Origin of the sequence: Vibrio sp. CUB2, assembly GCF_001557945.1 — a bacterium.
Taxonomy (GTDB): Bacteria; Pseudomonadota; Gammaproteobacteria; order Enterobacterales; family Vibrionaceae; genus Vibrio; species Vibrio owensii.
This window is the reverse complement of record NZ_LNRB01000013.1, coordinates 1-23,094: the sequence shown is the minus strand read 5'-3', so window position 1 is coordinate 23,094 and position 23,094 is coordinate 1. Positions and strand designations below refer to the sequence as shown.

Sequence of the window (23,094 nt, the reverse complement as noted above, 5' to 3'; positions counted from 1 at the left end):
TTCGATAGCTTCCAGCCCTTGAAGAATAAGGGGTGGAGCATATTTTCTTAATTATGGAACGAACGTCATCACAAAAATAATCACAGATGACACAAAGGGGAAATCACAGTGAATAAAACTCAACTAGTAGAACAAATCGCAGAAAACGCAGACATCTCTAAAGCATCAGCTGGTCGCGCTCTAGACGCATTCATCGAAGCAGTAAGTGGTACGCTTCAGTCTGGTGATCAAGTTGCTCTTGTTGGCTTCGGTACGTTCAGCGTACGTACTCGTGCAGCACGCACAGGTCGTAACCCAAAAACTGGTGAAGAAATCCAAATCGCAGAAGCTAAAGTACCTTCTTTCAAAGCTGGTAAAGCTCTAAAAGACGCTTGTAACTAATTCTTTGTGTCACTGACACAAAGCTAGTTCTGCTGACGGCCATTGCATAACTTTTGCTCAAATAGTCAAATTTGAACAAAAATTTACAAACTAAGAGCCGAACTTTTTTAAATTATGCGCATCCTACTGATGCGCATTTCTTTTTCTGATATTATCGCGACATTACATTTTCTATTAGAAGCAGTCGGCTTCAATTGTGGAGAGCAGTTAAATTATGATGGATCGACTACGCGAAGGCGTGAACAGCATCGCGGTCAAAATTATCCTTGGACTTATCATCCTATCTTTCGTATTTGCAGGTGTAGGTAGCTACATCGTTGGTGGTAACAACAACTCAGCAGCGAAAGTAGGTAACACCGAGATTGCTCGTGGTGAGTTCGAGATGGCATACCAAAATGAGCGCAACCGCATGCAAGCTCAATTGGGTGATTACTTCTCTCAAATGCTGGCTGACCCTGCATACGTTGAATCTTTCCGCAAATCTGTTCTAGATCGCATGATCAACGACGTGCTGCTTGACCAACAAGCAGAAGCACTTGGTCTACGCATTAGCGATGCACAAGTACGTAGCATGATTCTAGACATGCCTCAGTTCCAATCTAACGGTCAATTTGATCAAGACATTTACCAAGCGTCTCTGCGTCGTGCTGGTTTCTCTCCAGACTCATTTGCAGAGTACATGCGCCGTGAATTGGTTCGTGAGCAACTATTGAACGCACTTCAAACGAGTGAATTCACACTACCTGGTGAAGTTCAGGCAGAAGGTAAACTGTTCACTCAAACTCGTGACGTTCGCACAATTACTATCGATTTGAATGAGTTTGCTAAGAAAGTAGATTTGACTGATGAAGAAATTCAAGACTACTACAAAGCAAACCCAGACATGTTCACTCGTCCTGAGCAAGTTAAAGTTGCTTACATTGAGCTCTCAGCTGAAGAGCTTAAGAAGCAAGTTCAAGTTTCTGACGAAGACGTTAAGAAATACTACGACGAGCACCTAGACAAGTACTCTACAGAAGAGCAACGTCGCGTAGCGCACATCCTTGTTGAGGGTGATGACGAAGCGAAAGCACAAGCGATTCTTGACGAGCTAAACGCAGGCGCTGACTTCGCAACAGTAGCGAAGGAAAAATCAGACGACTTTGGTAGCGCAGAAAACGGCGGCGACCTAGGTTGGATTGAGCGCGATGTAATGGACCCTGCATTCGAAGAAGCGGCATTTGCTCTTAAGAATCCAGGTGACATGACTGGCCTAGTGAAGTCTGACTTCGGTTACCACATCATCAAGCTTGAAGAGCTAAAAGGTGCGGTTGCTAAGCCTTACTCAGAAGTTGCGGCTGAAATCAAACAAGAGATGATTGACCAGAAAGCGGTTGATCAATTCTACGAACTACAAAACGAGCTTGAAAAAGTGGCGTTTGAGTTCCCTGATTCTCTAGATGACGCATCTAAAGCTGTTGGCCAAAAAGTGAAGACAACAGACTTCATCTCTCAAGCTGATGCTCCAGAAGTGCTGAAGAACCAAGCGGTAATGCAAGCGATTCTAAGCCCTGAAGTGAAAGAAGATGGCCTAAACTCTGAAGCAATCGAAGTTGCACCAGAGCACATCATCGTTGTTCGCGTTGAAGATGCTCGTGATGAGACTGTACTTCCTCTAGACGAAGTGAAAGACCAAGTGGTTGCTGAGCTATCTCGCGTTAAAGGTGAGCAAGGCGCAATCGAACTAGGTACTAAAGTCGTTGCGGCTCTGAAAGAAGGTAACAAAGACTTTCTTGCTGAAAACAACCTAGCGTTTGGTGAGCAAGAGTCTGTAGACCGTCGTTCTCCGCTAGCATCAACAGTATTTGCGATGGCGAAACCAGTCGATGGTAAGCCTGTTTACGGTCAATCTAAAGACCTAGAAGGTAACATCGTGGTTGTTGAGCTAGACGCGGTTCACGCAGAGCTAGACAGCGCTCTAGAAGAGCAAGTGGCGACACAAATGCAACGTGCGTCTTCTCAGCTAGACCTTTCTTCAGTAATCGCGGTACTGCGCGCAAACACTGACATTGAATACTTTGTTGTGAGCAACTAAGCATTACTGATGTAATTTGCATGTTAACTAAAACGGGTCGCATTAGCGGCCCGTTTTATTTTTGTCTGAACCAACTTCTATGACAGCAACACTTTTCCTAGAGTGATCCTCGTTTTTGATAATTCGATTTAGGGGAGAACACTCAAATGAAATGGATGTTAACACTGTGCTTGCTGCTATTGGCGCCAATGAGTTGGGCGGAAGAAGGCAAGTCGGTAACGACAAAAGCGGCCAAGTATGAAGGCATTGAAATCACCGTTAATGTGAATACGGCTTCCGCGGAAGAAATTGCGACACTACTGAATGGTATTGGGACGAAAAAAGCGCAAGACATTGTTGAGTACCGAAATGAACATGGCCCATTTAAAACCGCAGCGGACTTAAGCAAAGTGAAAGGCATTGGTGAAGCGACGGTGAAAAAGAACCAAGATCGTATCTTACTTTGATTCACGCTTTGATTTGAAAAGCGAAGTTCTGTTTCCTATTACTGCTTTCCCGAACCAAAGCGTTTTTCTGGTTCGGGACTTTTTGTTTTATCGAGGTTTGTGCTCACTCAGATTGAAGCGTATTAACCGAATATACGACGATGCGTTAGTTTTTCTAGCCAAGCCATGCCCATACCCCCGATAGCACCAAATAGGTGAGCATCAACAGCGACGCGAGCACCAATCATTGCCGCCGTGCTTGTTGAAGGGCCGTAGAACTGCTCCCAAGCGACTTTTGCAATTAAACCGCCTACCAGTACTAAACTGCTTCTTCTACCGTCGAAAACCTCTGCCAGAGCCCAGAAACCAAACAATCCGTGTAGTACTCCAGACAGTCCAACGTAAACCGACATATTGGTGAATAAGTTCATTGCACCAACGAAGGTACATAGAACAAGAAAGACGATAGAGAAGTTACGCACCGAAGGGCGAAAGATGAATCCTATTACCCATAAGCCCGCTAAATTCATCCCTAGGTGAGCAAAGTTGGTATGCGTCAGATTTCCTGTTACGATTCGCCACCATTCGCCATGGCGTATATTGTAAGCGTGCCATTCGGTTAGGCTTGCCATTGGTTCGAATTGCAGTATTAAACAGATAACGCTGATGATGCTCAGCAATGTATAAAGGTTCACTCTATGTCTCGTTATTGTTCTCAGTGTGGAAAGTCGCGCAAAGCTTGTATTTGCCAATGGATTGTACCGCTAGCAAACGAGGTTGAACTTATCATCCTTCAGCATACGAGTGAAGAACATCGTCCTCTTGGTACGGCACGGATTCTCAATTTGAGCCTAAATCATTGTACTTGCCTGATTGGAGAAGACTTTTCTGACAATGCAGCGTTGAACGCGTTGCTTGAGGACGACACCTACCAATATTTCATTCTTTACCCTTCAGAACAATCGTTGTGCCTTTCAGAGTTGGCGACGGTTAGTGAGACGGCAGATAAGAAAATACGTTTGATTTTACTAGATGGTACTTGGAAGAAAGCCTACAAAATGTGGCAACTTTCGACCAACTTGCATGCCATCCCAACGGTTAAACTGCCAGAGGATCTGCAAGGACATTACACCATTCGTAAGGCACCATCGAACAACAGCTTATCTACCGTGGAAGCCGGCTTTCATGCACTGAGCTTGTTGGAGTCTGGGAAAGATTTCACGCCTTTGCTAACGGCGTTTGAGAAGATGATTGAATTTCAAATCGCCCAGATGCCTCCGGGCGTATTTGAAAAGAACTATCTGAAAGACGAGTAGCGAAGCGATAGAGTACTTCTCTAAATGACTATTGAAGAGAACAACTGTCGATGCAGCTTTTGTGCGTGGCCATCGGTCATTGCTGAGATGTAATCTGCAATCACGCGCATCTTTGCACTTTCGCAGCTTGCTTCTTGCCATAGTGAGCGAGTGTGCGGTGGCAGCAGACGCTCAGGGTCCGCACTTAGAGCTTCAAACAAATCCATGATGATCTGCTGGCCTTTGTACTCTACGATCTGTACTTGATGCACTTGAATCACATATTGGCTCACGAAGTGTTTGAGCACTTCTAGTGCTTTGGCCATGTGTGGCTCTAAACAGGCATTCCAAGCTAAGAGCGGGTTATTAAACGGTTCATCCATCACTTTGATTGAAATACTGGTCAACAGCGCATTCACCATGCCACCAATCGCATCTTTGCGTTGATGGTGTTTACCGCTAAAGAGCATTTGGCCGATAGAACCAATATGCTCCTCAAACCACAGGTCACCACAATCCGCTAATTGACTGGCTGCGCCTTCTTGCCATTGCTGACGTGTGACCATGCCAAGCACTATCGCATCTTCCAAATCATGCACGCCGTAAGCAATATCGTCCGCAAGTTCCATGATCGAGCAGTCTAGTGATTTAAAGCGGGTTTTACAGTGTTCTAGGTCTGACTCCGGACGACAGCGCATTTGACTCAACAGGGCTTTGTCATTGTCCGTCAGTGGTGCAATTACCCAATCAAACAAGTCTTTATCACAGTCATACAAGCCTTTTGCCGGGCTCCAGTCTTTGGCTTTCAGTTTGCGTTGATGCTCCACAGGATCGGGCATACACAGCGCTCTTGTTTGACTGAGCAGAGCAGGGTATTTAATCAAACCGAGTAAGGCGCGGCGTGACAAGTTCATGCCAAAGTGTTCAGTGTAAGGCTCAAGCTTGGTGACAATGCGAAATGTTTGGGCATTGCCTTCAAAGCCGCCATGTTCACGCATCATGTAGTTCAGCGCGACTTCGCCACCATGACCATAGGGTGGGTGACCGATATCGTGCGCCAAACAGAGCGAATCAATCAAACTGTCTGAAGGCAGCAAATCTCGGAATTCCGGTTGCTTCTTTTTCAGTTGAGCGACAATGCCCGTGCCCAGTTGTGCGGCTTCAAGGGAATGGGTCAAACGGGTACGGTGGAAATCTTCTAAGCTGTTGCCGTGGACTTGAGTTTTCGCTTGTAGGCGACGAAATGCCGCAGAGTGCAGTATACGAGCGCGATCTCGCTGGTAAGGACTACGATGATCGTCACGGCGGATTTTATGTTCATCATCATGGCGTTCTTGCCACAAGGCATCTAATTCAAACGACACTTTTCTCTCCATCAACTAACTGATTTCATCCAGCGATAATTCAAAACTTGGGGCAAAGGTATGAAGGAAGTATTCCATTTCTGGTGTTTTGCGTTCTTGCAGTGTGATGTCTAGGCGCTTTTTAGCCAAGGCAAACTCGTGGTTACCTGCGCTCAGTTCTTCGAGACATTTTAAGTACGCGCAGATGGAGTCGGCTTGCTTAACGATCAAGGCATCTTCTTCATGTGCAGAGTGCGAAAGCAGATACGGTGCAAAATCGTCTTGGAATTCTTCTGGCAGCATGGATAGTAGCTTTTGCTCGGCTGCGGCTTCTATCTTTTTATATTCTTTAGAAATTTCTGGGTTGTAATACTTAACTGGGGTTGGAAGGTCACCCGTTAATACTTCACTGGAGTCATGGTACATCGCAAGAATAGCAATGCGTTCGGGATTCAGTTTACCGCCAAACTTTTTGTTTTTGAACAGGGCAAGGGCATGAGCAACAAACGCGACTTGCAAGCTGTGTTCAGAAACGTTTTCTGGTGATACTGAGCGCATTAAGGGCCAGCGTTGGATTAGCTTCATTCGCGCCAAGTGGGCGAAAAAATGGCTTTCTTTCATTGCTGTCTCCAATTTTGATTCTGATACAAAAAAAGGAGCTCACTAGGAGCTCCTCTAAGCATATGAGAGATCAGCAGTAATTACTACTGGCTATACGTTGATAGGAAACGCTCAAAGCGGCCAATCGCGGTTTCAAGATCTTCTACGTGCGGCAGGGTAACGATACGGAAGTGATCCGGTTTCGGCCAGTTAAAGCCTGAGCCCTGTACCAGCAGTACTTTTTCTTGTTTCAAGAAATCCAGCACCATCTGCTGGTCATTCTTAATGTTGTACATCTTGGTGTCGATTTTCGGGAACAAGTACATAGCGCCTTTCGGCTTCACACAAGAAACCCCAGGGATCTGGTTGATCAGCTCGTAAGCTCGGTTACGTTGTTCAAGCAAACGACCACCCGGCAAGATCAGCTCATTAATACTTTGGTAGCCACCCAATGCGGTTTGAATCGCGTGTTGCATCGGTACGTTGGCACATAAACGCATTGACGAAAGCAGCTCAAGACCGTTGATGTAACCTTGCGCCAGATGTTTAGGGCCGGTTAGGAACATCCAGCCGCCACGGAAGCCACAAACACGGTATGCTTTTGACAGACCGTTGAAAGTCATCACTAGCACATCTTCTGTTAGTGTCGCGACTGAGGTGTGTGTTGCTCCGTCGTAAAGCACTTTGTCGTAGATTTCGTCAGCGAAGATGATCAGGTTGTGTTGACGAGCAATCTCGATAACTTCTAGTAGAAAATCACGACTGTATACGGCACCCGTTGGGTTGTTCGGGTTGATCAGAACAATACCACGTGTTTTTGGGGTGATTTTCTTTTTAATGTCTTCTAGATCAGGATACCAGTCTGCGCCTTCATCACAGATGTAATGCACAGGTTTACCACCAGACAGAGCAACAGATGCGGTCCACAGTGGGTAGTCTGGTGCCGGGATCAGCATTTCATCGCCGTTGTTCAGTAGCGCTTGCATTGCCATCACGATTAGCTCTGAAACGCCGTTACCTACGTATACATCTTCAACATCGAGTGAGCGGATGCCTTTACGTTGGTAGTGTTGTACAACGGCTTTACGCGCAGAGTAGATGCCTTTGGAATCACAGTAGCCTTGAGAAGTTGGTAGATTGCGGATTACATCTACTAAAATCTCATCAGGGGCGTCAAAACCAAATGGGGCGGGGTTACCAATGTTTAGCTTTAGGATTTTATGCCCTTCTTCCTCCATGCGCTTAGCATGTTTGAGTACAGGACCCCTAATGTCGTAGCAGACATTGTCGAGTTTTGACGACATCCCGATATTTTGCATTGTATAATTCCTAAAAAATCGTTAATTTCTTTATTAAAGTACAATAATTTGTTTTTTATTAGAATAAAAATCTGTAAATTATCCGTTTAGTGGCTAACTTTTGTTCTGTTGGTATCACAGGATTTTGCAAAAGATCGCATACGACCTTGATTTGCTTTGGGTCTAAACTTAGAGTAGCCGTCAGTTATCCCTTATCCTCATAGACTTCGAGGTTGATTTGTCACAGTTCCATCAAGCCGTAAAGAGAATTATCGAGCGAGTTCAGCAAACGGAAGGCAATCAAACACGTTTAGTCGAGCCACTCAGCGAGAAACCCAATTTCGCGTTTATTGACTGGCTTGAAGCACAACCACTTTTTCCCAAGTTTTACTGGCAGTCCCGTGATACTCGTGAAGAAGTTGTTGCCCTAGGTCAGCTCCATTCATTTGTTGAGCCAGGACCTGCCTATACGATCCTTGGCGAAGGCCAACGTGTATGGGGTGGGCGTTCATTCGATGGTCAGCACGAGAAAAACCGCCGCTGCATGCCGTCTTTCTTCTTTCTACCGCAAATCGAGTTGATTCGCTTCGATCAGCAATGGTCGCTTGCAGTGAATATCTCAGAAGATAAAACCCGTACATTAGCAGGCTTGAAAAAGCTGGTTTGTGATGTGCCTATGCTTGCGCCAATTTCTTCTCATATTCGTTCTATTGATCATGCGCCAACAGAGCCTCAATGGAATGATTTGGTAGAGAAAGTACTAACAGGTATTGAGAACGACGATTTCAAAAAAGTCGTTTTAGCTCGCAAATCAACAGTTCGCTTAGATTCGACACTTTCTGCTGCGCAACTTCTGAAAGCGAGTTACCTAAACAATCACCATAGTTTCCATTTCCTATTGAGCTTAGACAGCAAGCACAGCTTCATGGGCTCTACTCCTGAGCGCCTGTATTCACGTGTTGGGCATGAACTCCACACTGAAGCATTGGCAGGCACGATTGGTCGTGGTGACAATGCAACGCAAGATATGGAGCTAGCGAACTGGTTATCTCAAGATTCAAAGAACCTGAACGAGAATCAATATGTGGTGGATGACATTGTTGATCGCTTATCGCCACATTCAGAGAGCGTTGAAATAGAAAAAGAACCTCGACTCGTTCGCCTGAGAAAAGTCCAACATCTTAAGCGTAATATTCATGCGGATCTGAAAGCAGGCATCAACGGTGTTCAATTGCTTTCAGCTTTACAGCCAACTGCCGCGGTAGCCGGTTTACCGCGTAAAGAGTCGATGCAATTTATTTTGGATAATGAGCCGTTTGCACGCGGCTGGTATGCAGGCTCTATGGGTTACATTAGCCATGAGCGTGCAGAGTTTTGTGTCGCAATCAGAAGTGCTTTGATCTTAGGCGATCAAGTCCAACTGTTTGCCGGCGCGGGTATTGTTCCGGGCTCCATTGCAGAACATGAATGGGCCGAGTTAGATAAAAAAATGTCGACGTTACTATCTCTTATTTCAGACCACCCACCGCTTGGGGTTGCATCATGAAGGCAGATCAAGCTGTATTGAATCGCATCTGGTCTGAAACCATCCTGACAGAATTGAACCGCTTTGGTGTGAACCACGTTTGTATCGCCCCCGGTTCCCGCTCTACACCTTTAACGGTAGAGGCGGCAGATAACCCAAACTTTACTATCCACACACACTTTGATGAGCGTGGCTTAGGCTTTATGGCTCTTGGGCTTGCAAAGGCAAGTAAACAGCCGGTTGCGTTGATCGTGACCTCTGGTACCGCTGTCGCTAACCTTTTACCTGCTATTGCTGAAGCAAAACTGACGGGTGAAAAGCTGGTGGTGCTAACGGCAGACCGTCCGGTTGAACTGGTTGGTTGCGGTGCAAACCAAGCTATTAATCAATTGGGTATTTTTTCAGGACATGTTTCTGACAGCCTTAACCTGCCGAGCCCTACGCTATCAACTCCGTTGAACTGGTTGCTTACTTCTGTTGATGAAGTGATGTTTACTCAGCGCCTAAGAGGTAGCGCGGTTCACATTAACTGTGCGTTCCCAGAGCCTTTGTACTCCAATACAGAAAAGAGCACCTATCAGGACTACCTTGATACCGTTGCCGGTTGGCGAGATAGCAAGGTGACGTATTGCCAGCGTTTTAACCCGAAAACCAGCAGTGCAATTCCAAGCTGTGGGGATAACAAAGGTGTGGTGGTCATTGGTAGTTTGCCACTGGTTCAGGCGCAAGCTGCACAAGCGTTTGCAGAGCAAATGGGCTGGCCAGTCCTTGCCGATCCACAAAGTGGTGTGAGCTCGGATTGGGCGCATTTTGATTTATGGTTGCAGAATCCTAAATTGGCAAGCCAACTGGATTGTTGTGACTTAATCGTGCAATTCGGTAGTCGAATCATTTCTAAACGTTTTAATCATTGGTTAGAAAAACACGTAGCGCGCAATCAGCAAGGTGGAGACATTCAATATTGGTACGTATCGCCTCGATTAGAGCGAGATAACCAAAGTCACTTACCACAATGGCACTGGGCAGAGCAGCCAAGCTCATGGGTTGAACGTACGACGGAGTTTTCATCAGAACACGCTGGTTGGGCAAATGAACTTGCCGCGGACATCAAACAGGTCACGCAACACGCGAAAGGCTTATTTGCCTCTGACCCTAAGAGTGAGCTGAGCGAGATTGCGTTAGCGATTGATGTGGCTGAGCGCGCACAAGGTGTGGATCTGTTTGTTGGCAACAGTCTGTTTGTCCGATTGATCGACATGTTCGGCAAGCTTGATAACACAGAGGTTTTCACTAACCGTGGTGCGTCTGGCATTGATGGCCTGTTTGCAACGGCAAGCGGGGTACAACGCGCGCGCCAGAACCCGATGTTAATGTTTATTGGCGATACTTCTGCCTTATATGGGCTGAACTCATTGGCACTGTTTACGCACAACAAGTTGCCTTCGGTGTTGGTGATTACTAACAACGATGGTGGTGCGATTTTTGACTTACTGCCTGTACCGCAAGAGCATCGCGAGTCGTTCTATCAAATGCCTCATGGCTATGAATTTGAACATGCAGCGAAACAGTTTGGTTTACAGTATCGCAAACCGAACACGCTTGCTGAGTATCAATCTATAGTCTCTGAGCATTTTGCTACTGGCGAAGGGGCGTTAGTGGTTGAAGTTCAAACGCCATCGAACCAAGCGGTAGAGCAGTTAAAATCCTTCAACAAGAATTTGCATGCTCTATTCTAAACGCTTCCCAGCAACGGAAAAGCACCAAAGTAGTACTTTGCCTACTCTGGTGTTTTTGCATGGTTTGCTTGGTAGCGGTGAAGATTGGCAATCGTGTATCAACGCGTTACCCGAGTATGAACGTGTTACGGTTGACCTTCCTGGTCATGGGCATAGCCAATCTATTTTTTGCAGCGGTCTGAATGATTGCTGCAAATTACTCAATTCCGCACTATCTTTATTATTTCCTTCGCAACAACCGCTTATCCTGATTGGTTACTCAATGGGTGGACGCATTGCTATGCACGGCCTTGCTCACCAATGTTTTCCAGATCTCAATATTTGTGGAAGCATTGTTGAAGGAGGAAACTTCGGGCTTCAAAGTGAGTCAGATAAACAGGCACGGTTCGACAAAGATTCGCGCTGGGCAAAGCGTTTCAAAACTGAGCCTCTTGCCTGTGTTTTGAACGATTGGTACCAACAGTTGGTCTTTTCTTCACTAAACCATGAGCAAAGACAAACATTGATTGCGAAACGAAGTGCTAATCTTGGTTCCGCAGTAGCGGATATGCTGATTGCAACGTCATTAGCGAAGCAATCTTATTTGCTCCCAGCTCTGCAACAGCAAGCGGTTCCACTGCATTATATCTGCGGCGAAAAAGACAAAAAATTTAGCCAACTGGCTGAGACAAGCGGGTTGGCGTATCGACAAATCGAAGGTGCTGGACATAACGTCCACCAAGAGCAACCACAGCGATTTGCGAGGCAAGTTAATCAAATAATTCATTCTCACTTTGAGTGAGAGCAACGAGAACAATGGGAATCACCATGGCTAAAACAGTAGGCATTTCTGAAGAAGAACTTTACGCTCCGGTTCAATGGAAAGATTGCAGCGAGAAATACGAGGACATTCATTACCACAAGTCTGAAGATGGTATCGCGAAAATCACTATTGCACGTCCTCAAGTGCGTAACGCGTTTCGTCCTCAAACGGTAAAAGAGATGATTGATGCGTTGGCAGATGCACGCTACGACTCTGGTGTTGGCGTGATCATTCTGACAGGTCTAGGTGAAGACGCATTCTGTTCTGGCGGTGACCAGAAGATCCGTGGCGATTACGGCGGCTACAAAGACGACCAAGGTACGCACCACCTAAACGTATTGGACTTCCAACGTGATATTCGCACTTGTCCAAAACCAGTGATCGCATCGGTAGCAGGTTGGGCTGTGGGCGGTGGTCACGTACTGCACATGATGTGTGACCTAACGATTGCGGCTGACAACGCTCAATTTGGTCAAACAGGCCCTAAAGTGGGTTCATTTGACGGCGGTTGGGGCGCATCTTACATGGCTCGCATCGTAGGCCAAAAGAAAGCTCGCGAAATCTGGTTCCTATGTCGTTTCTACAACGCTCAAGAAGCAGTCGACATGGGCCTAGTAAACACAGTTGTACCATTAGCGGATCTAGAGAAAGAAACTGTTCGTTGGTGTCGTGAAGTTCTGCAACACAGCCCAATGGCACTGCGTTGCTTGAAAGCTGCATTGAACGCGGACTGTGATGGTCAAGCGGGTCTGCAAGAACTTGCGGGTAACGCGACTATGATGTTCTACATGACAGATGAAGGCCAAGAAGGTCGTAACGCATTCAACGAGAAACGTCGCCCAGACTTCGACAAGTTCCCTCGTAACCCATAATCCGTCTAGAAGAGGAGCCTTTGTGCTCCTCTGTTTCGTTTTTCGTCCTGAGCGTCTCGCCCTCTGGGAGACTAGCGAGTTCTCTCGTTAAAAAGCTCAGAATATACGGCATTACATAGGATTCGAATTATGCGTAAAGCGAAGATTTACCGTTACTGTCTACCAATGGACAGTGGCGTAATACTACGTGATAACAAGCTGACGGAACGTAAAGGTTATATCCTTGAATTAACGGACGGTGACAAGGTTGGTCGCGGTGAAGTTGCCCCTTTGGTTGGTTTCAGTCTAGAAGGCACTGAGGAAGCGGGCATTCAGCTGCAAGCGCAAGCAGAGCGCTGGGTGGCAAACTTGCCTTTAGATTACAACCACATGTATCCATCGGTTGCATTTGGTCTGTCTATGGCCCAGTTGGAGCTTGAAGGCGGTTTACCTGCACAAGGTAAGTACCAAGTCGCCCCTCTGTGTAACGGTGATCCAGACGATCTGATCCCGAAACTGAACGAAATGGAAGGCGAAAAAGTCGCGAAAGTAAAAGTGGGTTTGTATGAACCTATTCGTGACGGCATGTTGGTGAACTTGTTCCTTGAGTCGATTCCACAGCTGACGCTTCGTCTTGATGCTAACCGTGCTTGGACGCCAGAAAAAGCGCAGCAGTTTGCTAAGTACATTGCACCATCACTACGCCAGCGTATTACCTTCTTGGAAGAGCCATGCCGCTCTCCGGGTGATAGCCTGTCTTTTGCTATCAATACAGGTATCGCTATCGCGTGGGATGAAACACTGCAAGATGCAGTTCGCCGTGAAGACTTCAGCTTAGAAGATCTCACTGGCGTGAAAACCATCATCATCAAGCCAACGCTGATCGGCTCAGTTGATTTCTGTATTAAGCTGATTGAAAAGGCGAAGACGTTAGGTATTAAAGCCGTAATAAGTTCAAGCATTGAATCAAGCCTTGGCCTGAACCAACTTGCTCGCTTAGCACAATGGCAACTACCTAATGAGATCCCAGGTCTGGATACCATTGGTTTGCTCAAAGCGCAGCTAGAGCAAGGTTGGCCCAAATGTGAACTTCCAGTTCTTCCGCTATCTGAGCAGGAGTTAGTGTGGCATTCAGCGTAGATACTATTGCGATAGCACCATGGAAATACTGGGCTCAAGTGAGCCCTTTTTCTATTGGGCTTGAGACAACAAAAGAACAAGTTAACTGGCAGCAATTGACTGCTCGTGTCGATTTGTACGCTCGCTACCTTCAACAACAGGGTGTGGCGAGTGGAGATGTGGTGACGCTAGTCGGTAAGAACCAAGTTGAAACCCTGTGGTTTTATCTTGCTGCGCAGCAGATAGGCGCAATTGCTGCGTTGACCATGCCGCAGCCATTTGATGCGCTTTCAGGTAAGTTAACGACATTATATAAGCCAACTCAAAAACGTTTTGTGTGGTTTGCTGATGGTGTTGCCGCTAGCTACTCTGAACAGCAGTTATCGCAACTAGGTATCATCCAACTTTCGACTCTGGATAGCGAATCGCAATGTGATGCTGGCACTTCAAACGAAGGCTACGCACATGATGCTTTAGCGTCTATTGTGTTTACCTCTGGCTCAACAGGCACCCCTAAAGCCGTGGTGCATACTCATCGTCAGCACCTGGCTTCTGCTCAAGGTCTGTTAAGCGAATTCCAATTCAACCATCAAGATACTTGGCTGCTTTCCTTGCCGCTTTACCACGTGTCAGGCTTGGCGATTGTCTACCGTTGGTTGTTTTCAGGCGCAACACTCAAAGTAGGAAACGGAAATCTTACTGAAGACATTGTTGGTGTCTCTCACGCTTCTTTAGTCGCGACTCAGCTTAAGCGTTTACTGGATGAACAAGTCGAATTGTCTCTCTCGCATGTCTTACTCGGCGGCAGTCATGTTGCTCATGAGTTGGCACTGCGAGCCACACAGCAAGGCATTGAAACTTGGCTGGGCTATGGCATGACAGAAGCGGCCTCTACCGTAACTGCAAAGCAAATCGATAGCATCAGTAACGCGGGCCTCCTATTGCAAAATCGCGACATTAAGCTGGTGGAAGAGCGTATTTATATCGGCGGGCAAACACTAGCAGTAGGCTATTTCAAGCAAGGCTCAGTTACCTCACTTCTGAATGAAAACGGTTGGTTCGACAGCAAGGACCTCGGAGAGTGGCAAGGCGATGAACTCAAGATCATTGGTCGAGCAGACAACCAATTTATCTCTGGCGGTGAGAATGTTCACTGTGAAGAAATTGAAGCGGTACTGAACCAAGTCGAGGGTATTTCGCAGAGTATTGTTGTGCCTGTAGAAGATGTTGAATTTGGACACCGACCAGTAGCTGTGATTCAGACAGAGTCGTTACTGGACAAAGCTCAATACGAGCAACATCTGAAGACTAAGCTAGAAAAATTCAAATGGCCAGTAGCGTATTATGCAATGCCTCAAACCCTGTTGGGTGGGGGAATCAAAATCTCGCGCAAAGCGGTGAAAGACTGGTTAAAAAATGAAGTGCAAAACGGTGACTAAGCGTTATTGCACTTCAGGGGGATGTGGTGATGGTGAGTCACCACAATTCTTTAGTTAGCGAGCGCGAGTTTCATCTGCTCAGCTACCTTATCTACTTTTCCTAAACCGATAATCACTTGTAAGCCGCCTTTACCAATCATGACTACGCCAGCAGCACCCAACTGTTTAAGCTTAGCTTCGTCAGCTAGGGATGAATCTTTTACAGTCAAACGAAGTCGAGTAATACAGTTGTCCACTTCTAGGATGTTGTCTGCACCGCCAATTGCTGCGATGTAGTCTTTTGCTAGCTCGCCAATATTCTCGGTGACTTCTTTTTCCATGTCCTCACCACGACCCGGCGTACGCAAGTTGAACTTGATGATCGCGAAGCGGAACACGCTGTAGTAAATCGCAAAGAAGACCAAGCCTTGTGGGATCAGCATGTACCATTTGGTTGCCAGTGGGTTTTGGCTTGAAAGTACGAAGTCAACGAAACCAGCCGAGAAGCCAAAGCCCGCCATCCACTGCATGCTTGCTGCAATGTACATTGAGATACCAGTCAGCACAGCGTGAATCAGGTACAGCACTGGCGCTAGGAACATAAAGCTGAACTCTAGAGGCTCTGTAATACCAGTGAAGAAGGACGCCATCGCTGCAGCTAGCATGATTGAGAACACTTTGGTTTTGTTTTGCTTATCAGCACAGTGATAAATCGCAAGAGCAGCGCCTGGTAGACCAAACATCATGATTGGGAAGAAACCTGCTTGGTACATACCCGTTTGGCCAACTACAGCAGTACCGTTAGCAATAGATTGTGCGCCGCCTAAGAAGTTTGGAATGTCGTTGATGCCAACCACATCAAACCAGAAGACAGGGTAAAGCGCATGGTGCATGCCGATAGTTAGCATTAGACGGTTAAAGAAACCAAATAAACCCGCGCCAACCGCACCCATGGATTCAAGTTTGGTTCCGAAAACAATTAATGCATCGTAAATCACAGGCCATACGTAAAGCAGAACAAACGCCAGCGCCATACCTGCGATAGAGGTGAGAATAGGTACTAGGCGTTTGCCGCTAAAGAACGCCAGTGCTTTTGGTAGTTCGACACCTGAGTAACGGTTGTAGATTTCAGCGGAGATAATACCTACCAAAATACCGATGAACTGGTTGTTGATCTTATTGAATGCATCCGGCACTTCATCCGCAGCGACGTCCATTAATTGTGTGACCGCACCTGGCGCCAATAGCGTCGTCAGTACCATAAAACAGATAAACCCAGACAGTGCTGCTGAGCCGTTTTTGTCTTTGCTTAATCCGAAAGCGACACCAACGGCGAACAGTACCGCCATGTTGTCGATGATTGCGCCGCCTGATTTAATGAGGAATGCTGCTAAGACACTTTCAGAACCCCAGCCGACCGGATCGATCCAGTAGCCAATCCCCATCAAGATTGCCGCAGCAGGTAGGGTTGCTACGGGTACCATTAATGCCTTACCGACTTTTTGCATGTAGCCGAGTATATTCATATTTGCCCCTATAATTTTAATACCACCTAAAACATGATCTATGTTTGAAAGTGGCGTTTTTATTAAGTTTCTAAGGGCTATTTGAAACTTAATTATCGACGCAAACAAACGAATTCACTACTATCATGAATTAATATTTTTAATGCATGGTCGATCATGGCGAATCAACAGTTACTGCTTCGAAACCTTCATACCTTTAGCATCGCAGCTAAGCATCTCAGCTTTACGCAGGCGGCAAAAGAGCTGCACTTGACTCAAGGCGCCGTGAGCCATCGCATTAAAGTGCTAGAACAGGAATTGGGTTTCTCTCTGTTTGTTCGAGGCACTCGAAAGCTTGAACTGACATCAGAAGGGCATCGATTTCAAAAAACGTTATCTACGTCACTCAGTACCATTTTTAATGAGATTGAAGAGATCAAGTCGACGGACTTGGTGGGTGAGCTCAACATTGCTGCGTCCCCTGGGTTTTTGAATGGGTGGTTGATGCCTCGCATTGCGGATTTCCAACGCCATTTCCCAGGTTTTAACCTCAACCTTTTCGCCCAAGAAAACCAACTCGATTTGGTGACCAATCAGATTGATGTGGCGATTTTCTACGATACGGATCATATGGTTGACGTGTACCGTCAGCGGTTATTTGGCGAAAAATACATTCCGGTCTGTACGCCTCAGTACATGAAGGAACTGAATATCTTAGAAGACGGCACTGAGTCTCTCAATCGCATCAACTTTGTTCACGCTCTTGGTTCTGATGTTTGGCAGCGCTGGGTTGCTTATATGGGACTGGACGTGGATGTTTTTCAGCATTTTTACTGTGTGAGCCATCGTGATATGGCAGTGCTAGCAGCAAGAAATAACGTTGGCGTTGCGATGGGGCGATATCGATTCGTCAAAGATCTCTTAGACAAAGGTGAGCTAGTTAGTCCCTATCCTGTGATGGATACCCAGTTAGGGTACGATTTGATTTGTCCTTCAGGCTACGAGCATCGACCTAAAGTGAAGACTTTTATCTCGTGGGTAGAAAGCCAACTTAGTTGATTTCGCAATGTATTAGTCGAAAAGGGAATTTCGCATCCTTATAACTCTGAATCATAATTATGCTCAAAGATTAAGGAATAAAGCATAAGGTTCAGGATGATCAAGTTAGTGTTAGCGGCAGTGGTGTTGCTACAAATTGGCGTAGCGATGAGTACGGAGGGTTTAACGCGCTCATTGGCTGAGTTAACTGCTTTTCTGGTCGCGATCGCATTAGTCTTGGTACACAAAAGCCAAAGCACACGAAAAGTCGAGCCAACCCAGCCTCAGAAAATCAATCAAGGTTTAGTTGAGAAGTAACCAACCTAAAGACGTAGTAGAAATCAGCACCCACAATGTGACGCCAAACAACAATGGCTTAGCGCCTGCCGACTTCAGCTTCGATACTGAGATACTGCAACCAATCAAGAACAAACACACCACAAGCGCTTGCTTAGCAATAGCAAAGATGCCTTGATACACCACTTCAAATTGCGGGAAGAAGTCGCTGAATGCAATCGCAGCGCAGTACCAGAAAATGAAGTAAGGAATCACTAACTTACTCTTGCCTTCCTCACCGTTTCCACGGGAAAAAATCACAGCACTCACTAGTGCGACAGGAATGATCCACAATGCGCGAGCAAGCTTCAATGTTGTTGCGGTAGTCAATGCTTCTTCACCGTAGGCAGATGCCGCACCCACAACCGAAGAGGTATCGTGAATTGCAATCGCAGCCCACGTTCCGAACGTATGCTGATCCAAGCCAATAGCGTGACCAATAACAGGGAAGATGAATAGCGCCAGTGAGTTCAGAACGAAAACCGTCGCTAGAGCCAGACCAATTTGCTCGTCCTTTGCTTTAATCGCTGGAGCGACCGCAGCAATTGCGCTACCACCACAAATGGCGGTACCAGAAGCAATCAGATACGCCGTTGTGCGTTCAAGTTTTATTGCTTTGGCGATCATCATGCCGATCACAAGCGTGCCAAGGATGGTTGCGATGATCAGACCAATGCCGTCAGAAGTGACCGCGAGTGCTTGGTCAAAGTGAATCCCAAAGCCCAAACCAATAATGGAATAAGAAAGCAGCTTCTTGGTAAATGAAGCAATAGGAAGCTCTGTCGGTACTAGGCTAAAACTCGCCAAAAGAAAACCGATCACAAGCGCGATAGGAGAGGACACAAAAGGGGTTAAACAAAACAGCAGTGCCAATCCAAAGGGGATATTCTTTGTATTCAAGGGTGTCGTTCGTTGTTATGAGTTAAAGCGTGGAGTATACAGTAACGCTTTTGGTCAGAAAGTCTTAATGAATTGAACATGCGTTCAGTAAAACTAAACGCATGTTCAACATTCTCAAATTAACTGGTTTGAGTTTAGCGCCAGTCACCACGCAGTGCTTTTACTTTTTCAAACATCACTTGTGAGGTTGCTTGCTTTGGCTCGACAGGCGCTCCAGCTTCAATTTCTAGTTTAGACCAGAAGCGAGTTGGTAACCCTTTACAAGCACGCCCTTTTGCTCGGCTGAAATAGCTGCCCCACAAGCCTTTTAGGGCGATTGGAATCACTGGAACAGGGCTGCGACGAAGTATGATGTCGATACCACGCATAAACTCGTTCATTTCACCATCTGACGTTAAACGCCCTTCCGGGAAGATGCACACGATATGGCCTTCACTCAGTGCTTTTTCAACATCATTAAATGCACGACGAATAGACGTTCGATTACTTGCTGAAATAGGGATTACTCCAGCTCGACGAAGGAAACGGCGCAAAGGAGGAAGGTTTGCGTAGTCTTCTTCCATCACAAATCGAATCAGGCGAGGACAGACCGCACTTAACAGTAGTGAGTCCATATAGCTGACATGGTTGCAGACGATCAACGCACCACCGTGTTCTGGAAGGTGATGTAGGTTCTTATGTTTGACACGGTAAATGGTGTGAGTGACCACCCACATCGCAAAGCGCACCACAAAGATAGGGATCTGTAGGAAGATGTATGCGGCAACCAAGAAATTCAGGATAGCCAAAAGAGCGAACAGTTGAGGAATGCTCATCTCAAGCACACTCAAACAAACAATGCCTAATACAGCGCTGCCTACCATGAACAGAGAGTTAAAGATGTTCAAGCCAGCAATCACTTGTGCACGTTCCGTTTCTTTCGCTCTGTGTTGCATTAAGGCGTAAAGGGGAACGATAAACAAACCACCCGAAATACCAATCATCAATAGATAGAAGAACAGTGGCCAGAAAGCGTCATAGCTGACGAATTCTGCGAATGTATGGAATCGAGGTAAGTCCGTTGGAATCGATGTCGCCATCAAGAAGCCGAAAATGGTTATCCCTAAAGCACCAATTGGTACGATACCCACTTCAATGCGATGATTGGACAGCCAGTTACATGCCATTGAGCCAACCGCAATCCCCACAGAGAAGAGCGCTAACAGGAAAGAAACTGCGCTTTCGGTGCCATTCAAATACACCTTGGTGAAGTTCGGGAACTGAGTCAGGTATGCTGCGCCCAAGAACCAGAACCAACTGATCGCCATGATGCATTGGAAAACGATGCGGTCAGACTTGGCAATTGAAAGTGTGTGTTTGGTTTGCTTGTAAGGCTGCCATTTGAATTGAATATCCGGTGCGCTTGCTGATGCAAATGGAATAAAGCGACTCGACAAGTAACCAAGAACAGCAAAGATAACAACGCAGAAGGCAGCAAGATATTTCGCATTGTCAGCCGAAGCAATAAGCCCCGCCCCAAGCGTACCGACCAGAATTGCAATAAAAGTACCGGCTTCAACCAATGCGTTGCCAGGAACCAACTCTTTTTCATTGAGTTGTTGAGGAAGTAGAGCGTATTTGACGGGACCAAAGAATGCGGATTGCGTCCCCATTAAGAAAAGTAGTAAGAGCAGCACGCCGTAGCTTTCGGTGATAAAGCCAATCGCCCCCAAAAGCATGATGCCGATTTCGAAAAGCTTTACCTTACGAATAAACCAAGACTTCTCGTATTTATCAGCTAATACGCCCGCAGACGCCGAGAACAAGAAGAAAGGCAGAATAAATAAACCAGCAGCCAAGTTTATAAACAGGTTACTAGAGATCGGTAATGCGCTGGATCCAGCAAAGGCCACAAACAGCAGCAGTACGTTTTTGAATATGTTGTCGTTGAAAGCTCCGAAAAACTGGGTGACAAAATAGGGGAGGAACTTTCGCTGCCTAAGCAAAGACGACTGGCTGTCTGATGACATGAATAATCCTTTATTACCAGCTGATCAGATAGTTTGAAATCAGGTTATCAATAAGCTCTTTACCATCAATAGGTTCACTAGAGAAAAACTTATCATCAACGCTAAGAAGCGTGATTCCATGTACACCTGACCACAATACGCGACTCGCTTGCAGTACTTCAGATTCAGTACGATGCGGTGCGATTTGAGCAAGTAAGGATTCTAGCATGCCAGTCATACCGTCGATGCGTTTTGCGTGCCACTCTGGTAGCTCGGCACCATTCATGTTGTGTTCGAACACAAGTTGCCAGCGGTATGGGTGCTTTTGCGCGAAGTCGTGGTAGCAGTATGCCAGTTCAAAAAGTGATTGATGAGCATCCTTACTGTTTTTCGTCGCGGCTACGGCTTCTTGTTGCAACTCATCCAATGTCTGTGCAACGGCATGTAAAAGCAGTAGGTTGTAGTTACCAAAGATATTAACTAGCGTACTTGGCACGTAACCTATCATGTTAGCGATCTTGCGAAGGCTAAGGTCGTGGTAAGAGTTTTCGTCTAAAAAGTCTTTGACTGTGGAAAGAGTCAAGTTGACCAACTCTTCTCTGGTGTGATCGTTTCTGCGCGCCATAATTTAAAACTACTTATTGAACAACGTTCAATATGATAGTCAGCTACCGATTGACCGTCAATAACGCAAACAAGTCATAAACCTATTGCTTGGCAATATTCTGATACATGTCTTCTATTGTGGAATGTTTCATTGTTGAATCTGACGGAGTATGATGGTCACATCTCATATTTAGCGTGCTACTGATATTGGATGCTTGTTCATCTTGTTATCTGGCAGCATGATTAAGTACTTATCGTCAATTTTAAGGATAACGATGAAACGTTTATTTTCGATTGTCGCCCTACTGATGTTTACCGTTGCTGTAACGCCTATCGCGGAAGCGAAGAAGTTTGGTGGTGGTAAATCGTTCGGTAAGAGCTATAAAACGGCTCCTGCTCCTAAACAGCAGCAACAAAACACAAACACCATTGGTAAAGAACAAGGTGCTAAATCTTCAAGCAAGAAAGGCTTGATGGGCGGCTTACTTGGTGGTCTTCTTGCTGGTGGTCTATTGGCAGCATTCTTTGGTGGTGCATTCGAAGGTATCCAGTTTATGGATATCCTGATCATTGGTTTGATTGCGTTTGTTATCTTCAAGCTAATGCGCGGCATGCTTGGTGCTAAGCAGGGTAGTATGAATCAGCATCGTCAGCAGCCAGCATTTGGTGGCAACGCTTCTAAGTTCGAGCAACCAAACATGCAGAACTTTGAACAGCAGCCTAACAACACAAATGCAGGTGGTTTTGGTGGTTTCGGTGCACAGACTGATATCCCGCATAACTACCCACCGGGTTTTGACCAAGCGGCATTCATCAACGGCTCTCGTGAGCACTACCGAATCCTGCAAGGCGCGTGGAACCACAACCAACTTCATACAATTGAAGAGTACGTTTCACCAAGCCTATTCGAAGACTTGAAAGCAGAACGTGCGAAGCTAGATGGCGAGCAACATACTGATGTTATGTACGTAGATGCGGAAATTGTTCGTGCTGACTACGATGCGAACAAAGCACAGCTTAGCCTGCAATTTAGCGGTCGTTATCGTGATGCAGAAGAAGGTATCGAAGAAGACATCGAAGATATCTGGCACTTAGAACGTGACCTAACGGTACCAAACGCACCTTGGTTGATTGTTGGTATTCAAGGTTAATCACCAACAGCGTTCAATTTAGTCTTATTAAAATCCCGCTCTCGAGCGGGGTTTTTTATGCCCTTAGATCAGAGAATCTAAACGTATCACGCTAATGGTGAGTGATTGAAGTCGAACTAAATAGGGTTGGTATAGGGGAAACGATGAGCGGGACAGTAGGGAATAGTGAAGATAGAACTGACGGAGGTGATCAATGGCTTGATTCCATTGACCTAAATAAACCAACTGACACTTGGATTCCCTCTCAAGCAGATCTAGTTAAAAGCACCTAGGTGTCGTACTACTTAACGAAAGATCACTAAGAATCGCGCTGTGAGTGAGGCTAGATTTAGCCAGATAGTTAGGTAAGTCATTGAAAAGCGATAGTTATAGAACGAAAAAAGCCAGCTCAATGAGCTGGCTTTTTCAATATGGTGGAGGGGGACGGATTCGAACCATCGAAGGCAGTGCCGGCAGATTTACAGTCTGCTCCCTTTGGCCACTCGGGAACCCCTCCAGGGTGTTTTATACTTGAAAATTAGTTTCCCAACCTAGCTTCCAAGTTGTTCTCATGTTCAAAGGAAAAACATAAGAAAGAATATGGTGGAGGGGGACGGATTCGAACCATCGAAGGCAGTGCCGGCAGATTTACAGTCTGCTCCCTTTGGCCACTCGGGAACCCCTCCAGGGTGTTTTATACTTGAAAATTAGTTTCCCAACCTAG

21 protein-coding genes and 2 tRNA genes are annotated in these 23,094 nt (G+C 46.1%); 13 read left to right on the top strand and 10 right to left on the bottom strand.

What is annotated here, in order from left to right; genetic code table 11:
• The first annotated feature begins 108 nt into the window (after positions 1–108).
• From ATB78_RS19355 to ATB78_RS19345, 3 genes are all read left to right on the top strand, one after another.
• Positions 109–381, top strand: a complete 273-nt coding sequence (locus ATB78_RS19355) for an HU family DNA-binding protein (protein WP_005430934.1) — start codon at positions 109–111, stop codon at positions 379–381.
• 214 nt (positions 382–595) lie between these two features.
• Positions 596–2,455, top strand: coding sequence for a peptidylprolyl isomerase (gene ppiD / locus ATB78_RS19350; RefSeq protein ID WP_061009954.1), 1,860 nt, complete (start codon positions 596–598; stop codon positions 2,453–2,455).
• Positions 2,456–2,601: 146 nt separating this feature from the next.
• Positions 2,602–2,901, top strand: a complete 300-nt coding sequence (locus ATB78_RS19345) for a helix-hairpin-helix domain-containing protein (protein WP_020196004.1) — start codon at positions 2,602–2,604, stop codon at positions 2,899–2,901.
• Between the two features lie 122 nt (positions 2,902–3,023).
• Here ATB78_RS19345 and rrtA read toward each other — a convergent pair whose 3' ends face one another.
• Positions 3,024–3,575 carry a rhombosortase gene (gene rrtA / locus ATB78_RS19340; RefSeq protein WP_020196003.1) on the bottom strand — a complete coding sequence of 184 codons (552 nt, stop codon included), beginning with the start codon at positions 3,573–3,575 and terminating at the stop codon, positions 3,024–3,026.
• Positions 3,576–3,578: 3 nt separating this feature from the next.
• On the opposite strand from rrtA, the gene ATB78_RS19335 reads away from it, so the two are divergent.
• Positions 3,579–4,196, top strand: coding sequence for a DTW domain-containing protein (locus ATB78_RS19335; RefSeq protein ID WP_061009952.1), 618 nt, complete (start codon positions 3,579–3,581; stop codon positions 4,194–4,196).
• A 20-nt stretch (positions 4,197–4,216) separates the two neighbouring features.
• Here ATB78_RS19335 and ATB78_RS19330 read toward each other — a convergent pair whose 3' ends face one another.
• From ATB78_RS19330 to ATB78_RS19320, 3 genes are all read right to left on the bottom strand, one after another.
• Positions 4,217–5,551 carry an anti-phage deoxyguanosine triphosphatase gene (locus ATB78_RS19330; protein ID WP_179947010.1) on the bottom strand — a complete coding sequence of 445 codons (1,335 nt, stop codon included), beginning with the start codon at positions 5,549–5,551 and terminating at the stop codon, positions 4,217–4,219.
• Between the two features lie 3 nt (positions 5,552–5,554).
• Positions 5,555–6,139, bottom strand: a complete 585-nt coding sequence (yfbR, locus tag ATB78_RS19325; RefSeq protein WP_061009948.1) for a 5'-deoxynucleotidase — start codon at positions 6,137–6,139, stop codon at positions 5,555–5,557.
• 83 nt (positions 6,140–6,222) lie between these two features.
• Positions 6,223–7,437, bottom strand: coding sequence for a pyridoxal phosphate-dependent aminotransferase (locus tag ATB78_RS19320; protein WP_005437583.1), 1,215 nt, complete (start codon positions 7,435–7,437; stop codon positions 6,223–6,225).
• Positions 7,438–7,654: 217 nt separating this feature from the next.
• On the opposite strand from ATB78_RS19320, the gene ATB78_RS19315 reads away from it, so the two are divergent.
• From ATB78_RS19315 to menE, 6 genes are all read left to right on the top strand, one after another.
• A complete protein-coding gene (locus ATB78_RS19315) occupies positions 7,655–8,962 on the top strand; it encodes an isochorismate synthase (protein ID WP_061009946.1) in 1,308 nt (435 codons plus the stop codon).
• The gene (menD, locus tag ATB78_RS19310; protein ID WP_061009941.1) at positions 8,959–10,677 is read left to right on the top strand and encodes a 2-succinyl-5-enolpyruvyl-6-hydroxy-3-cyclohexene-1-carboxylic-acid synthase; all 1,719 of its coding nucleotides are present in this window, start codon (positions 8,959–8,961) and stop codon (positions 10,675–10,677) included. Before ATB78_RS19315 ends, menD begins: the two co-directional genes overlap by 4 nt.
• Positions 10,664–11,458 carry a 2-succinyl-6-hydroxy-2,4-cyclohexadiene-1-carboxylate synthase gene (gene menH / locus ATB78_RS19305; RefSeq protein ID WP_061009939.1) on the top strand — a complete coding sequence of 265 codons (795 nt, stop codon included), beginning with the start codon at positions 10,664–10,666 and terminating at the stop codon, positions 11,456–11,458. The genes menD and menH overlap by 14 nt, the downstream gene beginning before the upstream one ends.
• A gap of 26 nt (positions 11,459–11,484) precedes the next feature.
• A complete protein-coding gene (gene menB, locus ATB78_RS19300) occupies positions 11,485–12,351 on the top strand; it encodes a 1,4-dihydroxy-2-naphthoyl-CoA synthase (protein WP_039841510.1) in 867 nt (288 codons plus the stop codon).
• A 129-nt stretch (positions 12,352–12,480) separates the two neighbouring features.
• Positions 12,481–13,470: an o-succinylbenzoate synthase gene (menC, locus tag ATB78_RS19295; RefSeq protein ID WP_061009938.1), complete on the top strand. Its 990-nt coding sequence runs from the start codon at positions 12,481–12,483 to the stop codon at positions 13,468–13,470.
• Complete coding sequence (gene menE / locus ATB78_RS19290; RefSeq protein ID WP_061009937.1) at positions 13,455–14,888, top strand: o-succinylbenzoate--CoA ligase; 1,434 nt, start codon at positions 13,455–13,457, stop codon at positions 14,886–14,888. The genes menC and menE overlap by 16 nt, the downstream gene beginning before the upstream one ends.
• A gap of 50 nt (positions 14,889–14,938) precedes the next feature.
• Here menE and nagE read toward each other — a convergent pair whose 3' ends face one another.
• Positions 14,939–16,393 carry an N-acetylglucosamine-specific PTS transporter subunit IIBC gene (nagE, locus tag ATB78_RS19285; protein ID WP_020195995.1) on the bottom strand — a complete coding sequence of 485 codons (1,455 nt, stop codon included), beginning with the start codon at positions 16,391–16,393 and terminating at the stop codon, positions 14,939–14,941.
• A gap of 156 nt (positions 16,394–16,549) precedes the next feature.
• On the opposite strand from nagE, the gene ATB78_RS19280 reads away from it, so the two are divergent.
• Together ATB78_RS19280 and ATB78_RS19275 are read left to right on the top strand one after the other, a co-directional pair.
• The gene (locus ATB78_RS19280) at positions 16,550–17,431 is read left to right on the top strand and encodes a LysR substrate-binding domain-containing protein (protein WP_020195994.1); all 882 of its coding nucleotides are present in this window, start codon (positions 16,550–16,552) and stop codon (positions 17,429–17,431) included.
• Between the two features lie 96 nt (positions 17,432–17,527).
• Complete coding sequence (locus ATB78_RS19275; RefSeq protein WP_061009936.1) at positions 17,528–17,728, top strand: hypothetical protein; 201 nt, start codon at positions 17,528–17,530, stop codon at positions 17,726–17,728.
• Here ATB78_RS19275 and ATB78_RS19270 read toward each other — a convergent pair.
• The 3 genes from ATB78_RS19270 to ATB78_RS19260 form a co-directional block, all read right to left on the bottom strand.
• Positions 17,714–18,619, bottom strand: coding sequence for a putative sulfate exporter family transporter (locus ATB78_RS19270; RefSeq protein WP_020195992.1), 906 nt, complete (start codon positions 18,617–18,619; stop codon positions 17,714–17,716). The genes ATB78_RS19275 and ATB78_RS19270 overlap by 15 nt on opposite strands.
• A 161-nt stretch (positions 18,620–18,780) precedes the next feature.
• Positions 18,781–20,655: an MFS transporter gene (locus ATB78_RS19265; protein WP_061009933.1), complete on the bottom strand. Its 1,875-nt coding sequence runs from the start codon at positions 20,653–20,655 to the stop codon at positions 18,781–18,783.
• A gap of 13 nt (positions 20,656–20,668) precedes the next feature.
• Entirely contained in the window at positions 20,669–21,259 is a 591-nt protein-coding gene (locus ATB78_RS19260) for a TetR-like C-terminal domain-containing protein (protein ID WP_005437561.1), read from the bottom strand.
• Between the two features lie 256 nt (positions 21,260–21,515).
• Between ATB78_RS19260 and ATB78_RS19255 the strand changes: the two genes are divergently transcribed.
• Positions 21,516–22,391: a TIM44-like domain-containing protein gene (locus ATB78_RS19255; protein ID WP_009707155.1), complete on the top strand. Its 876-nt coding sequence runs from the start codon at positions 21,516–21,518 to the stop codon at positions 22,389–22,391.
• 411 nt (positions 22,392–22,802) lie between these two features.
• On the opposite strand, the gene ATB78_RS19250 is transcribed toward ATB78_RS19255, so the two are convergent.
• Positions 22,803–22,887: transfer RNA gene (locus ATB78_RS19250), tRNA-Tyr, on the bottom strand.
• Positions 22,888–22,971: 84 nt separating this feature from the next.
• Positions 22,972–23,056, bottom strand: a tRNA-Tyr gene (locus tag ATB78_RS19245).
• Positions 23,057–23,094 lie beyond the last annotated feature (38 nt).

Bases quoted from the DNA above. Each gene is read 5' to 3' on its own strand.
- ATB78_RS19335 (WP_061009952.1), top strand. From the start codon at position 3,579: ATGTCTCGTTATTGTTCTCAGTGTGGAAAGTCGCGCAAAGCTTGTATT.
- nagE (WP_020195995.1), bottom strand. From the start codon at position 16,393: ATGAATATACTCGGCTACATGCAAAAAGTCGGTAAGGCATTAATGGTA.
- ATB78_RS19345 (WP_020196004.1), top strand. From the start codon at position 2,602: ATGAAATGGATGTTAACACTGTGCTTGCTGCTATTGGCGCCAATGAGT.
- ATB78_RS19280 (WP_020195994.1), top strand. From the start codon at position 16,550: ATGGCGAATCAACAGTTACTGCTTCGAAACCTTCATACCTTTAGCATC.
- menD (WP_061009941.1), top strand. From the start codon at position 8,959: ATGAAGGCAGATCAAGCTGTATTGAATCGCATCTGGTCTGAAACCATC.
- menC (WP_061009938.1), top strand. From the start codon at position 12,481: ATGCGTAAAGCGAAGATTTACCGTTACTGTCTACCAATGGACAGTGGC.
- menH (WP_061009939.1), top strand. From the start codon at position 10,664: ATGCTCTATTCTAAACGCTTCCCAGCAACGGAAAAGCACCAAAGTAGT.
- ATB78_RS19330 (WP_179947010.1), bottom strand. From the start codon at position 5,551: ATGGAGAGAAAAGTGTCGTTTGAATTAGATGCCTTGTGGCAAGAACGC.
- ATB78_RS19260 (WP_005437561.1), bottom strand. From the start codon at position 21,259: ATGGCGCGCAGAAACGATCACACCAGAGAAGAGTTGGTCAACTTGACT.
- ATB78_RS19255 (WP_009707155.1), top strand. From the start codon at position 21,516: ATGAAACGTTTATTTTCGATTGTCGCCCTACTGATGTTTACCGTTGCT.
- ATB78_RS19320 (WP_005437583.1), bottom strand. From the start codon at position 7,437: ATGCAAAATATCGGGATGTCGTCAAAACTCGACAATGTCTGCTACGAC.
- ATB78_RS19265 (WP_061009933.1), bottom strand. From the start codon at position 20,655: ATGTCATCAGACAGCCAGTCGTCTTTGCTTAGGCAGCGAAAGTTCCTC.
- ppiD (WP_061009954.1), top strand. From the start codon at position 596: ATGATGGATCGACTACGCGAAGGCGTGAACAGCATCGCGGTCAAAATT.
- yfbR (WP_061009948.1), bottom strand. From the start codon at position 6,139: ATGAAAGAAAGCCATTTTTTCGCCCACTTGGCGCGAATGAAGCTAATC.
- menB (WP_039841510.1), top strand. From the start codon at position 11,485: ATGGCTAAAACAGTAGGCATTTCTGAAGAAGAACTTTACGCTCCGGTT.
- ATB78_RS19275 (WP_061009936.1), top strand. From the start codon at position 17,528: ATGATCAAGTTAGTGTTAGCGGCAGTGGTGTTGCTACAAATTGGCGTA.